The organism is Vibrio sp. MEBiC08052 (genome assembly GCF_001506075.1).
Classification (GTDB): domain Bacteria; phylum Pseudomonadota; class Gammaproteobacteria; order Enterobacterales; family Vibrionaceae; genus Vibrio.
On the sequence record NZ_KQ947476.1, the window covers coordinates 144608 to 157667 of the forward strand.

A 13060-nucleotide genomic window follows, 5' to 3' on the forward strand; every position below is an offset into this window, starting at 1 on the left:
GAAACGGTGATTAGACCAGTAATTTGCTGCCATTTGTGTTGAATTAGCTATAATCAGGAGCAATTCACCGTTTTTTGATTTTCTTGAAAAAAAATTGTGTGAAAAAACCTAAAATATGGGAATATGTAAATAAGACCTCATTATTGAGTAAGATGACGACACAATGACGACAAAATTACGCATTCTTGTGCTAAATGGTCCTAACCTGAATTTACTGGGCCTGCGTGAACCGGCACATTACGGTTCTCAAACATTGCCTCAGATCATTGATCAACTCCGTCAACAGGCCGCCCAAGCTGGTGTTGAACTAGAGCATCTGCAATCGAATCGTGAGTATGAACTGATCGAAGCCATTCATCAGGCACACGAGAACATTGACTTCATCATTATCAACCCAGCCGCATTCACCCATACCAGTGTTGCACTGCGGGATGCGCTTTTGGGGGTTAATATTCCTTTTATTGAGGTACATCTTTCTAATGTTCATGCCCGCGAACCTTTCCGTCACCACTCTTATTTGTCAGACAAGGCAGAGGGGGTGATTTGCGGTTTAGGAGCTCAAGGCTATGAATTTGCGTTGTCGGCAGCTATCACAAAACTGCAGGCAAAATAAACACTCGACATCCCGCGGCAGTTGTTCGGGTTGTCTTATTCACAAGATCAAAGAGAAAAGACAATGGATATTCGTAAAATAAAAAAACTTATCGAATTAGTTGAAGAGTCAGGCATTGCTGAGCTGGAAATTTCTGAAGGTGAAGAATCCGTACGCATCAGCCGTCACAGTGCACCACCGGCACCAGTCCAATATGCACAATATGCACCTGCGCCAGTTGCTGCACCGGCACCTGCTGCAGCACCGGTAGCAGAAGTAGCCAGTGCACCGGCAGAAGCACCACAACCGACAGGTCATCAAGTGCTTTCACCAATGGTCGGTACTTTCTACAGCTCTCCGAGCCCAGATTCAGCACCATTCGTAAAAGTTGGCCAGAAAGTCGCTGTCGGCGAACCACTGTGTATCGTTGAAGCCATGAAAATGATGAACCAAATCGAATCCGATAAAGCTGGTGTCGTCAAAGCAATCCTTGTTGAGAACGGTCAGCCTGTCGAATTCGATCAGCCTCTCGTTATCATTGAATAATTGAGGTCAGATTTATGCTAGATAAAGTTGTCATCGCGAACCGGGGTGAAATTGCACTCCGTATTCTTCGCGCCTGTAAAGAGCTAGGTATCAAAACGGTCGCTGTCCATTCCACAGCAGACCGGGATCTCAAACATGTCTTACTTGCTGATGAGTCCATCTGTATCGGACCGGCACGTAGTATTGATAGCTACTTAAATATTCCACGCATTATCTCAGCAGCAGAAATCACGGGGGCAGTTGCCATTCACCCGGGCTACGGCTTCCTGTCTGAAAATGCAGATTTTGCTGAGCAAGTTGAAAAATCAGGCTTCATTTTTGTCGGTCCGAAAGCTGAAACCATCCGCATGATGGGGGATAAAGTCTCTGCGATCGCCTCCATGAAAAAAGCTGGTGTGCCTTGTGTACCGGGTTCAGATGGCCCACTCGGGGATGATGTCGAGAAAAATAAATCCATTGCGAAACGCATCGGCTATCCGGTGATCATTAAAGCATCCGGTGGCGGTGGTGGTCGTGGTATGCGTGTGGTTCGTAGTGAAGCTGAACTGATTCAGTCCATCACCATGACCCGTACCGAAGCGAAAGCCGCTTTCAACAACGATATGGTCTACATGGAGAAATTCCTGGAAAACCCACGTCACGTTGAAGTTCAGGTCATTGCCGACGGTCAGGGTGGCGCAATCCACTTGGGCGAACGTGACTGTTCAATGCAACGTCGTCACCAAAAAGTCGTCGAAGAAGCACCGGCACCGGGCATTACCGAAGAAATGCGTAAATACATCGGTGAACGCTGTACACGCGCCTGTGTTGAAATCGGCTACCGCGGTGCGGGTACATTCGAATTCCTCTATGAAAACGGTGAATTCTATTTCATTGAAATGAACACTCGGATTCAGGTTGAACACCCTGTTACCGAAATGGTCACCGGTGTCGATCTGATCAAAGAGCAACTGCGCGTTGCAGCAGGTCAGCCATTGTCATTCACACAGGATGATATCAAGCTACGCGGCCATGCGATTGAATGTCGTATCAATGCTGAAGATCCGGAACGTTTTCTCCCGTCACCGGGTAAAATTGAGCGCTTTCACACAGCCGGCGGTATGGGGATTCGCTGGGAATCTCACATCTACTCGGGTTATACCGTGCCTCCGCACTATGATTCGATGATCGGTAAACTGATCGCCTATGGTGAAAACCGTGACGTCGCGATCGCGCGGATGAAGAATGCACTCAACGAAATGATTGTTGAAGGGATCAAAACCAACATCCCACTTCAACTGAAGATTATGAATGATGAAAACTTCCAGCATGGTGGTGCCAATATCCACTATCTGGAGAAAAAACTCGGCATCAATCACTAATCCGTTCGGCAGATGAACAAAAGTCTAAGCCTCCCTTCGGGGAGGTTTTTTGTTCAGGGTGAGCCCTATTCAAAACATGAATATCTGCTACACTCTCGGCCATTCAACCCACGGAAAGAGTCAATCACATGCCTTGGATTCAAATAAAACTCAATGCCAACAACGACAACGCCGAAACTATCGGTGATATGTTGATGGAAGACACAGGCGCGTTATCCGTCACATTTCTGGACGCGAAAGACACCCCCGTCTTTGAACCCCTGCCGGGAGAAACTCGCCTCTGGGGAGATACCGATGTGCTCGCGCTCTATGATGCGGAAGCGGATACCGATACCATCGTGGCACAAATCAAAGCCAGTCAACTACTGCCTGAGAGCTTCTCTTATAAAGTCGAACAGATTGAAGACAAAGACTGGGAACGGGAATGGATGGATAATTTCCACCCGATGAAATTCGGTAGCCGTCTGTGGATCTGTCCGAGCTGGAAAGAGATCCCAGACCCGGATGCGGTCAATGTGATGCTTGATCCCGGCTTGGCCTTCGGCACCGGTACACACCCGACAACCGCCTTATGTTTAGAATGGCTGGAAGGGTTGGATCTCAGCGGAAAAACCGTGATTGATTTCGGCTGCGGCTCCGGCATTCTGGCGATTGCAGCAATCAAGCTAGGCGCGAAGCAAGTGATTGGTGTCGATATTGACCCACAAGCCTTACTCGCTTCCAAAGATAACGCTCAGCGCAATGGTGTTGAAAACCAGCTAGAGGTCTACCTACCGCAAAATCAACCTGACAATCTCAGTGCAGATATCGTGGTGGCAAACATTCTGGCCGGCCCGCTCAAAGAGCTTTCTCCGGTGATTCAGTCTCTGGTTCGCCCGGGTGGACAACTGGCGATGTCCGGCGTGTTAGAGACACAGGCCGAAGATGTTGCCGATTTCTATCGCAACCAGTTTGACATCGACCCCATTATTGAAAATAACGAATGGTGCCGAATTTCTGGTCGAAAAAAATAACCACCGCGAATGTAACTGACTAATTGACTGAAAAATCGACGATTTACAAAAACAAATTGTAAATGCTCAAATATTAGTCTTTTCACACCGCAAAAAAATGCGTAAAATGCGCGCCCTTGCTGCCTTATAACTGTAATGACGTGTTAAAAATCGGAAACCACCAACTCAAGAACAGTCTGATCGTTGCTCCTATGGCTGGCGTCACCGACAGACCTTTTCGCGAGTTATGTCTTCGCTATGGTGCCGGCATGGCTGTCAGTGAAATGATGTCATCCAATCCGGCATTGTGGAAAACGTCAAAGTCGAAACAGCGCATGGTCCATGAGGGCGAATCCGGGATTCGTTCGGTTCAAATCGCAGGTTCCGACCCACAGTTAATGGCAGAAGCTGCGCAATTCAGCGTTGAGAACGGTGCGCAAATCATCGATATCAACATGGGTTGCCCGGCAAAGAAAGTGAATAAGAAGTTGGCAGGTTCCGCCCTGTTACGCTACCCGGATTTAATTGAGAATATCCTCACCACGGTAGTTCAGGCCGTTCGTGTGCCTGTGACGCTAAAAACACGGACCGGTTGGGATACAGCGCATAAGAACTGTGTTCACATCGCAAAGCTGGCCGAAGACTGCGGCATTCAGGCACTCGCCCTTCATGGAAGGACCCGGGCTTGTCTGTATCGCGGCATGGCAGAATATGACAGCATCAGAGCGGTCAAACAGGCCATCTCGATTCCGGTGATCGCCAATGGTGACATCGATAGTCCGGAAAAGGCCAAATATGTACTGGAATATACCGGCGCTGACGCATTAATGATTGGTCGCCCGGCACAAGGACGACCCTGGATTTTTCAGGAAATCCAACATTTTTTGGAAACCGGCACCACAATGCCTGCGCTTCCGGTTAAGGAAGTCAAAAGCATTTTGCTTGGTCATGTACAAGCACTCCATCAGTTTTACGGAGCGTATCTGGGGCCACGAATCGCACGGAAACATGTGGGGTGGTATCTCAAAGAGCATGAACAGGCAAGTGGGTTTCGACGGACCTTCAATGCCATAGAAGCAGCCCCGCTGCAGCTGGAAGCACTCGAAGGTTATTTTGATAACGTTGCATCATAAAATTAAGAGAAGAGCTAGACCGAATATGTTCGAACAAAATCTGACTTCAGAAGCTTTAACCGTTACTACCGTTACTTCACAAGACCAAATCACTCAGAAGCCTCTGCGTGACTCCGTTAAAGCATCTCTTAAAAACTATCTTTCCCAGTTAAATGGCCAAGAAGTAAGTGAATTATACGAATTAGTTCTAGCTGAAGTTGAGCAGCCGCTGCTCGATACGATCATGCAGTACACTCGCGGTAACCAAACCCGCGCAGCAACCATGATGGGTATCAACCGCGGAACACTTCGCAAGAAACTGAAAAAGTACGGCATGAACTAATCACTGTTCATTAACCATTTGAATTTAAAGCCCGAAGTAGAGAAATCCGCTTCGGGTTTTTGTTTTTGCTACACACAATAAATTTTGCACACCCTTGTATATAGACGTTCCTGCAGTTGTCATACTGAGGCTATGGCATAAAACCAAGAAGAGAGGCTCTTTTTAACATTCCTAATATAAAAACGAAGAACGTCGTGTAAATCCAAAGTGAATTCAGCCACATCACAACCCAGAAAGATTTAGATGTCGTTGTTGCTCTATGACGAATGAATGGAAATGCCAGACAATACCAGTTGTAACGATTCGTTATCATGAAAGAAATAATAGAATGGGATTTATTTTTATCTTTCGCCAACTGAGAGTCCAAAAACTGGATATGAGAAAGGCTTCCATATCCGGCCCTGATGCCAAAAAATAAATAAGGTCCTATCCAGATAGCAATAAATACGAGTGCAACGATAGATATGCCAGCAAATACAAAACTCATAATATATCCATTCAAATTTAATCGCGGTCCAGCGACGAATCAGAAAATTTCTTCGAACATATCAACAACTGATTCACCAAACTCATAAATAACATCCCCAATATACTTACCGCTACTGTTCCCAAGCGTACCGCCAACAAGTCCTCCAACAGCAGCTCCGACAACTGTTGCAATAGCCAGAACAGGAGCGGATGCCGCTGCACCGACGATACCTATAGCAATCACAATACCAGTGCCACCACCAAGCTCACCACCAGCCCAACCACCGAAAAAACCAAACATTTCACGAGTAGTAGTTTTTCCACATTGACCATTTTTTTGCATTACACAAGCATCATGAACATTATTCAAACCACTTGCAGCAGAGAACAATAGTCCTACATATCCAACTGATTTTGCGCCACTAATACCAGAAGAAATATTCGCCATCCTTTTGCCCAAATTAGGCACAACACCTTCAGCGACGATCTCATCGGCATGATGGACGACAGAGCGAGTTGAAAGCTTCAAGGCTTTTTTCACTTGACGTAGAACCGGAACCTTTATCCCTCGTGTTGATAACCTAGCGAGGGATTGATCTAATTTTTTAAACAATTTTGCCCGTTTAGAGATAAACGTATCATAGTGAATGCCACTAGTACGACTAGCCGAAGCAACATCTTGAACATATAACGTATTTATTTCTTGAATAATATCGCCAATTTTCTTCAAATGTTTTTCTGTACTTGCAGCAATAGCACCAACACCTACACTCGTATATGCATAAGCATCACTAGGTTTACCATCTTCCCAAACTTTTGAAGCATAGTGATCAAGTAACTCAAAATATCGGTTAACTGTTGCGATTTCATCTTCATCCAATCTTGCCAAAGCCTGACTTGCTGCGACTGCATCATCTGCTAGCGCAGAGAGTTTCTGCTTATCCGCATTGGTTTTAGGCTCTGCGGTCGGTAGTATAACAATCTCACCCTGACGAATCGGTTCATTCAGATGGGCATTATACTTTTTAACTAGTTGCTTTTGTGTTGTCGTCGTGTCAGAAGTAAACAGAATCGCCCATAAATCCTGCTGAGATTGAGTTGACTCGACCTGCATCCATCCCAGAGAAAATTGCTGTGTCTGTGCTTTTTCTTGTGCCTTTCGCTCCTGAAGCATGGTCCACGTTTTTTCACTATTGAGATGGTTTTCCTGACATTGTTTCGCATAGCGTTCTTTCAGGGATAATTTCACGGGTTCCCGCTCAACGTAAGGCTCGGTATAAACCGATGCATTCACACTCCCGGAATAGAATGAACCAATGCCATGATTCACTAACTCAACTCTTGCGGTATAAGCTCTATGGGCCAACACATCGATATCGGATTCAATCACAGGATTGACCCGCCAGTATTGATTGCCCCACTCATCCCGCTCCCGAATCAATAAGGGGATGGATGGCGTATCAGTGAGTAAGACTTGATGGCCGCTGCGAAGTTGTTCAAGAAAATCAGAACAGCGCATTCCGGAAGGCATCACGGATTTGATATCCGATTCGCGCAGGGATAAAAAATCCCCTTCAACCTGAGCAAATTCATTCGCCATCAGGTTGTAGATTTGAATGGTTTGATAGTTCATTTGACGTTGTTTATGTATGAATTCAGTTCATATCGATATAGGAGGAGCATTGTACAACAGCGCAATAACAGATAATCCATTATCAATAGAATCAAACGGTTAATATGGTTTACATTCCATAAATAGGGGGGATTTACTACCTTATTGATGAATAGTAATCACGTTGATGCTATTTCTCAGCTTTTGGTCGTTCATAAACCCCGTCAAAAGAGACAAGCTGAACTTCTATCACCCCACCAAAGTATTCAATTTTAACCCGTGGGTCATCTTGCTGTTTTAGCTGAGCGCTGAAGGTTTCATAAAGAGATGCCATAAAATTTTTAACAGACTGGTCTGAGTCAATTAAATTTGTTTTAAAGTGGTCATGATTCATAATTTAGCCAAGTATTATTGATTTAAATGTAAATAAAATTAACGGTTGATTAAATATTACGAGTTGTTTATGTTTATCTGCGACGTTGTTAAATCTATTTGTTGATTTTATTATGGTTACTATTTCTTTATATGAAACCCCCAAAAGTAGGTAACTTTAAAGGTATGCATCCCAATCAAAAGTGATATTAAACATGACAAATAAATCAATAAACTCAACTTCAATAAAAAAAGACAATGAAATTCGAAAAGATGGAGAATTCTTACAGCAACTAGGTATGGATTACATTTCTATCTATATTGAAACACCCAGAAACTTATCAGTTGTTTCCAATCTTCCTTGTGATATGAAGTTAATTTACAGAGATGAAAATCTTTTCTATGAAGATCCTATGATTCGTAATCAGAAGCATGGTTTATTTATGATGAGAAGAGATGAAAAAGAACAGAATTTTTCTGAAAAGATTAAATCTAAATTTTCTGTGCATAATGTATATGCCAGGTCAAGTATTATTGGTTCAACAAAAGTATCCTACGTTTTAGGATGTAAAAGTTCTCATTATCCACAATTTAACAATAGCCTTGATAGTCGTATTATTGAATTTTCAAAGTTCATGATTCGTAAATATAGACATGATATATCTCAAGATTTATCTGAAATAAAAATGTCTCCAATAAACATTTCAGTCGATTACTTTATTGATAAATTGTTCACTGACAAGCAAATAGAAAAACCTAATTATGGGGAGTTGGTTTGTTTATCACTAGCAAAAGAAGGCTTAAGTATGATAGAAATATCAAATTTAACTGGATATACAATTAATACAGTAAAGAGTAATTTAAAAAATAGTAGAGTTAAACTGCAAGCAAATAAAACAATTGATGCTACGATGACAGCTTTAAGTATGGGGTGGATATCGTGACTTACTTAATTGCTGCCACTTTTATTTGGGCATTCTCTTTTTCACTGATTGGTAGTGCGTTAACTCATGTTGACCCTTATTTATCTGTTGTAATTAGAACGTTTCTTTCCTTTTTGATATTTTTACCTTTCATAAGAAATAACTTTTCAAAACAGCATGTAAAATTCATATTTATTGGTGCAATCCAGTTAGGAGTCATGTATTGTTTTTATTTTAATGCATTCCGATTTATTAGTGTTAGCAACATACTATTATTTACTATATTTACGCCAATATACATAATAATTATTAATCAATTGATTTATGATGGTTTCTCTCTTAAGAGTTTGTTTTTAGTTATGATATCCGTTATTGGGGCTTACGTCATCCGGCAGACCAACATCGAAGAGGCGACTTTAAAAGGTTTCTTTCTTATTCAAGGAGCCAACTTTTGTTTTGGTATGGGACAAGTTTTATATAAGAAAAATATCTCTACAGGAATAAAGCAATCAACCGTTTTCCCTTATTTTTATTGTGGCGCATTTTTCATTTCTCTGGTTGCATTCATAATTTTGGGAGATAAAAGTAAGTTACCAACCACACCAACGGAAATTATGACACTATTTTATTTGGGTGTGGTTGCCTCTGGTATTGGTTACTATCTCTGGAATAAAGGTTCAACACGAGTTTCTGTAACTCAGCTTGCGATCATGAACAATTTATTAATTCCTGCTGGAATGATTGTCAATGTCGTGTTGTGGCATGGTGAGTTTGACACAATGAAACTCGTTATTGGTACTTTACTAATTATCGCAACATCACTGATTGACATTCGTAATGGTAGAAAAGTTGAAATCAGAAACAGTAGCGATCTTGCTTAGGTTAGTGACAATCTTTTCTATATCATTAACTAAATCTTTTTTAATTGCATTGAAAGTATGTTGAGGATCATGCGGTTTTTTGGGAACAGTGACAATACAGCTGAGTTCTTTTTTCCCCTTAGATGAGAATGAAGCCAGATTGTAGTAACCGTGTGATTCCATTATGCGAATATAATCAGAACTATAATTTCCTTCGGTATTCGGATAATTAATTGCTGCTGGGTTAGATTCTGTAAAATCAAAAGTATCATCAATTTCATTATAATGGTTGCTATAGTAAATTTCCTTATAACTATCAGGCATGTTTGATAGGATCTCTCTTTCCTCTGTATCCGGATCAGTGATTCTTAAAGCAATAAATGTTTCATTCAGTTTGATAAACGTATTGATTTGCTCACTAATGGTCATATTGGCTCTCCATATGTAAAATATTCTATGTAGATCTACCACTGAATATGATACTGAATCAACTCAGATATGCACTTTTACGATCTAAAATCACACACTTATCTGTGATTTTACTTTTCTCTATATGCGTTACTTGCGTAGCGATAGTATGATCACACTTTCAAATTTATTCGCTTTTCCTATTGGTATTAAAGACTATTGATACTCACTTAAAACTGTTATGAATTAACGCAAAATACACTTATTCACAGAACTCCAAGTTAAAAGAAGGTGCAAGGCCGGACTCAATCCGCCACGCAAAAACACGGGTGATTAATTCACGTCCGGCAGTCATCACCCCTTTTAAAGCCCTGACCAATTCGTTATCACAATATTGGCTGATTTTCACTGCTCCGGTGGTTTGGTCAACAGAAAGCTCATAGTAGGGTTTAAATACCTGTGCTTGGCGCTCACAGAACACAGGCACACAATTTACCAGCGGAGACTATCAGCGCTTTCTCAAGCAAAAGAGCCTAACCAGCAGCATGAGCGCTGTAGGCCATTGTGCAGATAACGCGGCTTGTGAAGGGTTCTTCCCCAACATTGCTTCTCATAGCGTTCTGTCAGGGATAGAGCGCATGAAATATCAACATATTTATGGATTAACCAAGCTCTCTTGTCATAAAGCGGCTATGGGGATCTTCCTTATAATCGGCAAAAGGCCCGCAATAACGAAACCCAAATTTTTTGTATAGATTTCTGGCTGGTTTGAAAAACGCCTGAGACCCTGTCTCTAAACTTACCCGCCGATACCCCTTTTCACTCGCAATACTCAAAACATGTGTCAGTAAATGACTCGCAATACCAGACCGTCTGGCCGTATTAGACGTTCTCATAGATTTCAGTTCGATGTGCTCTGGCGTTAGTTGTTTCATTGCTAAACAACCTTGTAACTCATCGTTAACCCAACAACTAAACAATGTAATTTCAGGAGATTGAAGGCCATCGACATCAAGAGCGTGAGCACTTTCCGGGGGGGAAGTCGCGTACATATCAGCGAGGTGCTCTTCGAGCAGTTTAATGACAGCATCACTCGATAAGTCATCAATAATAATATCCATCATTAGCTTATCTCCACTTATAATCTTTACTGATGAACCAACGCCTATAATCAACCATTACACTGAATCTGTCATCTGAAGCTAAGCTAACTCTCCCATTATTTCAGATTATAAAAACCTTGAGTGATGGTGATCATCTTGCTCTTCAGGGCATAATCCAATATCTTTTTTAAGATGATTATTCATAGCAGTAATCTTATGGCTACCCTTATCAGGAAAAATATTAAAAGATATAAATTTCAATATCTTGATAAGAAAACTATTTTTGTAAAGTACGGTTAACAGCATCGTATTACTCTTGATTACTGGTTAGATGCCGCTATTATCGATGTTAATCACTTCCGTTACGAACAACGATTCATTACAGGAACTATAAGTACAACTTATGGACAATCGACTCCGTTATCTTTCAGCACTGCGTTTTTTCGAATCGGCTTCTCGTCTGAAAAGCTATAGTAAAGCGGCTGAAGAACTGTGTGTCACACAGGCAGCCATCAGCCAAAAGCTACGACAACTTGAAGACCGTCTGGGATGTAAATTATTTATCCGTCGTGGACGTGAAATGCATCTGACCGATAAGGGACAAATACTTCAAAAGCATGTCAATGACGGTTTTAAAAACATCATCACTGGATTAAACAGAATTCAAAATGAACCACTCGAAGGCATGCTGAACGTCAGTGCGCCTCGTTCATTCTCCACACGTTGGTTAATGCCTAGACTGTGGAAGTTCACTATGGCGTTCCCACATGTCCCGATTCGGGTACAAAGCGTGAAGGAAATCGATATTCGCCACACCGAAACTGATGTATTAATCTGGCAAGGAAATGAAAATGTAAAGCATCTGGATTTAGATCAAGAGACACTATTTGAAGAAGACATCTACCCTTATTGTTCTCCGCAACTCGCGGAATCAATGAAGTTCGATAGCCCAGAGCAACTCCTGAGCTGTTGGTTAATTGATTTTCACGCTGCTCCTTTTAGTTGGGAGCAATGGTTTCGCATTGCAAATGTCAGTGCAAAAAGAGAAGGGATTCAATGGATGGAAGTCAGTACCTTTGATATGGCGATCAATGCAGTCGTCGCCGGACACGGCGCATGTCTGGCGACTGAAAGTATTTCGGCAGACTTTGTTGAACGAGGCCTGTTAGTTAAGCCATTCAATATCGGGCTAAACCCCGGAATTCGCTATTCTGTCATTAGTGATCCTTCATCTTCACGGGTTCTGAGAGTCAATGCATTTAAATCGTGGTTACAAAAAGAATTAAACGTCTAATTGTGACGTGAGCACCGCGTCAGCACCCCATATAAAAAAGCTGGCAGAAGCCAGCTAACATATCGCGATGAACGCGTTTGTTTATCTGCAAGGGGACGACACCGCCATCAACAAGCAGTTCAGACCCGAGCATATAAGAAGACTCATCAGAGGCGAGAAAAACTGCTACTTTTGCCAATTCAAGTGGTGTCCCTAAGCGCTTCAATGGCACAAGCTCTTTGACCCGATCGATCAGAGCCGTACGTTCAGCGACAAAGAACCATATGCAAGGGAATCAATGAAACTAATTTTCAAATACCCAATTTTTTCACTAGTTCGGCAAACGACTCTTCAATAGTTTGACCGGCAGTGTCGATTTGAATCACGTCAGTCAAACGCCACGGTTCGTAGTGACGATTTTGAACCTGTAGCCAGCCGGGCAGATTTAAGTTAGCCACATCACTCTCTCGTGTGTTAACCCTATACTCATGTTCTGCCGTATCTGAACAGCGAATTTCAATGTTTACGAACTGAGCACCAACACTTTCAGCGACGGCTTGCCACTCATTGCGCGTTAATTCAATTGGATTACATGAGTCAGAAATAGCACTTAAACCGAGAGCGAGATTATCTCTGATAATTCTGTAGCTTAACCGGTATCCTTCTCCTTCAACCTGAAGATGACACAGATCTCTAAGCCCTTGTTCAATCGTGTCGATACGGACATACATTGCACCTGTTCTTCGCGAAAGTAACTTAGCCAATGTTGATTTTCCAGACGCTGGAAGGCCTGAAAATATATACAAAGTAGGAAAATTCAATTGGCCCCCTTTTCTGAATAGATTTACAGCAAGGCGCAACATTCAATTCAATGCCCCATGACAATACAGTATTATGCGCTGCCACTTACGCCCCGTATATGAGTAAAACTGGTGACGATATCAGCGCAGGATATCGAAATTCCCCCTCACACACGAGACCATATTGCGCTCATTTTCACAACATCGACATTTATTTCATTTGTTATGCCCCCAATCTCATCAGCCTCAACCAGCTGTGCGGCACACTGATCGGAAACGGCAAATAAGGCTGGAG

17 protein-coding genes and 1 pseudogene are annotated in these 13060 nt (G+C 42.3%); 10 read left to right on the forward strand and 8 right to left on the reverse strand.

Annotated features, from left to right (window positions below):
• Window positions 1-163: 163 nt before the first annotated feature.
• From aroQ to fis, 6 genes are all read left to right on the forward strand, one after another.
• Complete coding sequence (aroQ, locus tag VRK_RS18085; protein WP_059122906.1) at window positions 164-613, forward strand: type II 3-dehydroquinate dehydratase; 450 nt, start codon at window positions 164-166, stop codon at window positions 611-613.
• Between the two features lie 63 nt (window positions 614-676).
• Complete coding sequence (gene accB, locus VRK_RS18090; RefSeq protein ID WP_059122907.1) at window positions 677-1138, forward strand: acetyl-CoA carboxylase biotin carboxyl carrier protein; 462 nt, start codon at window positions 677-679, stop codon at window positions 1136-1138.
• Window positions 1139-1152: 14 nt separating this feature from the next.
• Window positions 1153-2499, forward strand: a complete 1347-nt coding sequence (gene accC / locus VRK_RS18095; protein WP_059122908.1) for an acetyl-CoA carboxylase biotin carboxylase subunit — start codon at window positions 1153-1155, stop codon at window positions 2497-2499.
• 128 nt (window positions 2500-2627) lie between these two features.
• Window positions 2628-3512, forward strand: a complete 885-nt coding sequence (gene prmA, locus VRK_RS18100; RefSeq protein WP_059122909.1) for a 50S ribosomal protein L11 methyltransferase — start codon at window positions 2628-2630, stop codon at window positions 3510-3512.
• A gap of 140 nt (window positions 3513-3652) precedes the next feature.
• Window positions 3653-4624: a tRNA dihydrouridine synthase DusB gene (gene dusB / locus VRK_RS18105; protein WP_269431953.1), complete on the forward strand. Its 972-nt coding sequence runs from the start codon at window positions 3653-3655 to the stop codon at window positions 4622-4624.
• A 25-nt stretch (window positions 4625-4649) separates the two neighbouring features.
• Window positions 4650-4946, forward strand: coding sequence for a DNA-binding transcriptional regulator Fis (gene fis, locus VRK_RS18110; RefSeq protein WP_021021668.1), 297 nt, complete (start codon window positions 4650-4652; stop codon window positions 4944-4946).
• 130 nt (window positions 4947-5076) lie between these two features.
• Here fis and VRK_RS18115 read toward each other — a convergent pair whose 3' ends face one another.
• The 3 genes from VRK_RS18115 to VRK_RS18125 all read right to left on the reverse strand — a co-directional run bounded on the left by VRK_RS18115 (window position 5077) and on the right by VRK_RS18125 (window position 7420).
• Window positions 5077-5433: a hypothetical protein gene (locus tag VRK_RS18115; protein WP_059122911.1), complete on the reverse strand. Its 357-nt coding sequence runs from the start codon at window positions 5431-5433 to the stop codon at window positions 5077-5079.
• 39 nt (window positions 5434-5472) lie between these two features.
• The gene (locus tag VRK_RS18120; RefSeq protein WP_059122912.1) at window positions 5473-7047 is read right to left on the reverse strand and encodes a hypothetical protein; all 1575 of its coding nucleotides are present in this window, start codon (window positions 7045-7047) and stop codon (window positions 5473-5475) included.
• Window positions 7048-7216: 169 nt separating this feature from the next.
• Window positions 7217-7420 (reverse strand): hypothetical protein, encoded by a 204-nt coding sequence (locus VRK_RS18125; protein ID WP_059122913.1) that lies wholly within the window; start codon window positions 7418-7420, stop codon window positions 7217-7219.
• Window positions 7421-7613: 193 nt separating this feature from the next.
• Between VRK_RS18125 and VRK_RS18130 the strand changes: the two genes are divergently transcribed.
• Both VRK_RS18130 and VRK_RS18135 read left to right on the forward strand, forming a co-directional pair.
• The gene (locus VRK_RS18130; protein WP_059122914.1) at window positions 7614-8342 is read left to right on the forward strand and encodes a helix-turn-helix transcriptional regulator; all 729 of its coding nucleotides are present in this window, start codon (window positions 7614-7616) and stop codon (window positions 8340-8342) included.
• Entirely contained in the window at window positions 8339-9202 is an 864-nt protein-coding gene (locus VRK_RS18135) for an EamA family transporter (RefSeq protein ID WP_197413180.1), read from the forward strand. The genes VRK_RS18130 and VRK_RS18135 overlap by 4 nt, the downstream gene beginning before the upstream one ends.
• Here the strand turns inward: VRK_RS18135 and VRK_RS18140 are convergent.
• Entirely contained in the window at window positions 9140-9610 is a 471-nt protein-coding gene (locus VRK_RS18140; RefSeq protein WP_059122916.1) for a hypothetical protein, read from the reverse strand. The genes VRK_RS18135 and VRK_RS18140 overlap by 63 nt on opposite strands.
• Before the next feature lie 241 nt (window positions 9611-9851).
• Window positions 9852-10076, reverse strand: a complete 225-nt coding sequence (locus VRK_RS18145) for a hypothetical protein (RefSeq protein ID WP_157372009.1) — start codon at window positions 10074-10076, stop codon at window positions 9852-9854.
• On the opposite strand from VRK_RS18145, the pseudogene VRK_RS21150 reads away from it, so the two are divergent.
• Window positions 10072-10185, forward strand: a pseudogene (locus VRK_RS21150) (IS3 family transposase); the annotation flags it as partial. The gene VRK_RS18145 and the pseudogene VRK_RS21150 overlap by 5 nt on opposite strands.
• A gap of 66 nt (window positions 10186-10251) precedes the next feature.
• Here VRK_RS21150 and VRK_RS18150 read toward each other — a convergent pair.
• Window positions 10252-10710 carry a GNAT family N-acetyltransferase gene (locus VRK_RS18150; RefSeq protein WP_059123222.1) on the reverse strand — a complete coding sequence of 153 codons (459 nt, stop codon included), beginning with the start codon at window positions 10708-10710 and terminating at the stop codon, window positions 10252-10254.
• 385 nt (window positions 10711-11095) lie between these two features.
• On the opposite strand from VRK_RS18150, the gene VRK_RS18160 reads away from it, so the two are divergent.
• A complete protein-coding gene (locus VRK_RS18160; RefSeq protein WP_059122919.1) occupies window positions 11096-11986 on the forward strand; it encodes a LysR substrate-binding domain-containing protein in 891 nt (296 codons plus the stop codon).
• A 19-nt stretch (window positions 11987-12005) separates the two neighbouring features.
• On the opposite strand, the gene VRK_RS20755 is transcribed toward VRK_RS18160, so the two are convergent.
• Together VRK_RS20755 and VRK_RS18165 are read right to left on the reverse strand one after the other, a co-directional pair.
• On the reverse strand, window positions 12006-12251 hold the full coding sequence (locus VRK_RS20755) for an SDR family oxidoreductase (RefSeq protein WP_157372011.1): 246 nt from the start codon (window positions 12249-12251) through the stop codon (window positions 12006-12008).
• Between the two features lie 25 nt (window positions 12252-12276).
• Complete coding sequence (locus VRK_RS18165) at window positions 12277-12786, reverse strand: P-loop nucleotide/nucleoside kinase family protein (RefSeq protein ID WP_059123223.1); 510 nt, start codon at window positions 12784-12786, stop codon at window positions 12277-12279.
• Window positions 12787-13060: the final 274 nt, after the last annotated feature.

Excerpts from the sequence above, each read along its gene's own strand:
- aroQ (WP_059122906.1), top strand. The coding sequence starts at position 164 with ATGACGACAAAATTACGCATTCTTGTGCTAAATGGTCCTAACCTGAAT.
- accB (WP_059122907.1), top strand. The coding sequence starts at position 677 with ATGGATATTCGTAAAATAAAAAAACTTATCGAATTAGTTGAAGAGTCA.
- accC (WP_059122908.1), top strand. The coding sequence starts at position 1,153 with ATGCTAGATAAAGTTGTCATCGCGAACCGGGGTGAAATTGCACTCCGT.
- prmA (WP_059122909.1), top strand. The coding sequence starts at position 2,628 with ATGCCTTGGATTCAAATAAAACTCAATGCCAACAACGACAACGCCGAA.
- fis (WP_021021668.1), top strand. The coding sequence starts at position 4,650 with ATGTTCGAACAAAATCTGACTTCAGAAGCTTTAACCGTTACTACCGTT.
- VRK_RS18115 (WP_059122911.1), bottom strand. The coding sequence starts at position 5,433 with ATGAGTTTTGTATTTGCTGGCATATCTATCGTTGCACTCGTATTTATT.
- VRK_RS18120 (WP_059122912.1), bottom strand. The coding sequence starts at position 7,047 with ATGAACTATCAAACCATTCAAATCTACAACCTGATGGCGAATGAATTT.
- VRK_RS18125 (WP_059122913.1), bottom strand. The coding sequence starts at position 7,420 with ATGAATCATGACCACTTTAAAACAAATTTAATTGACTCAGACCAGTCT.
- VRK_RS18130 (WP_059122914.1), top strand. The coding sequence starts at position 7,614 with ATGACAAATAAATCAATAAACTCAACTTCAATAAAAAAAGACAATGAA.
- VRK_RS18140 (WP_059122916.1), bottom strand. The coding sequence starts at position 9,610 with ATGACCATTAGTGAGCAAATCAATACGTTTATCAAACTGAATGAAACA.
- VRK_RS18150 (WP_059123222.1), bottom strand. The coding sequence starts at position 10,710 with ATGGATATTATTATTGATGACTTATCGAGTGATGCTGTCATTAAACTG.
- VRK_RS18160 (WP_059122919.1), top strand. The coding sequence starts at position 11,096 with ATGGACAATCGACTCCGTTATCTTTCAGCACTGCGTTTTTTCGAATCG.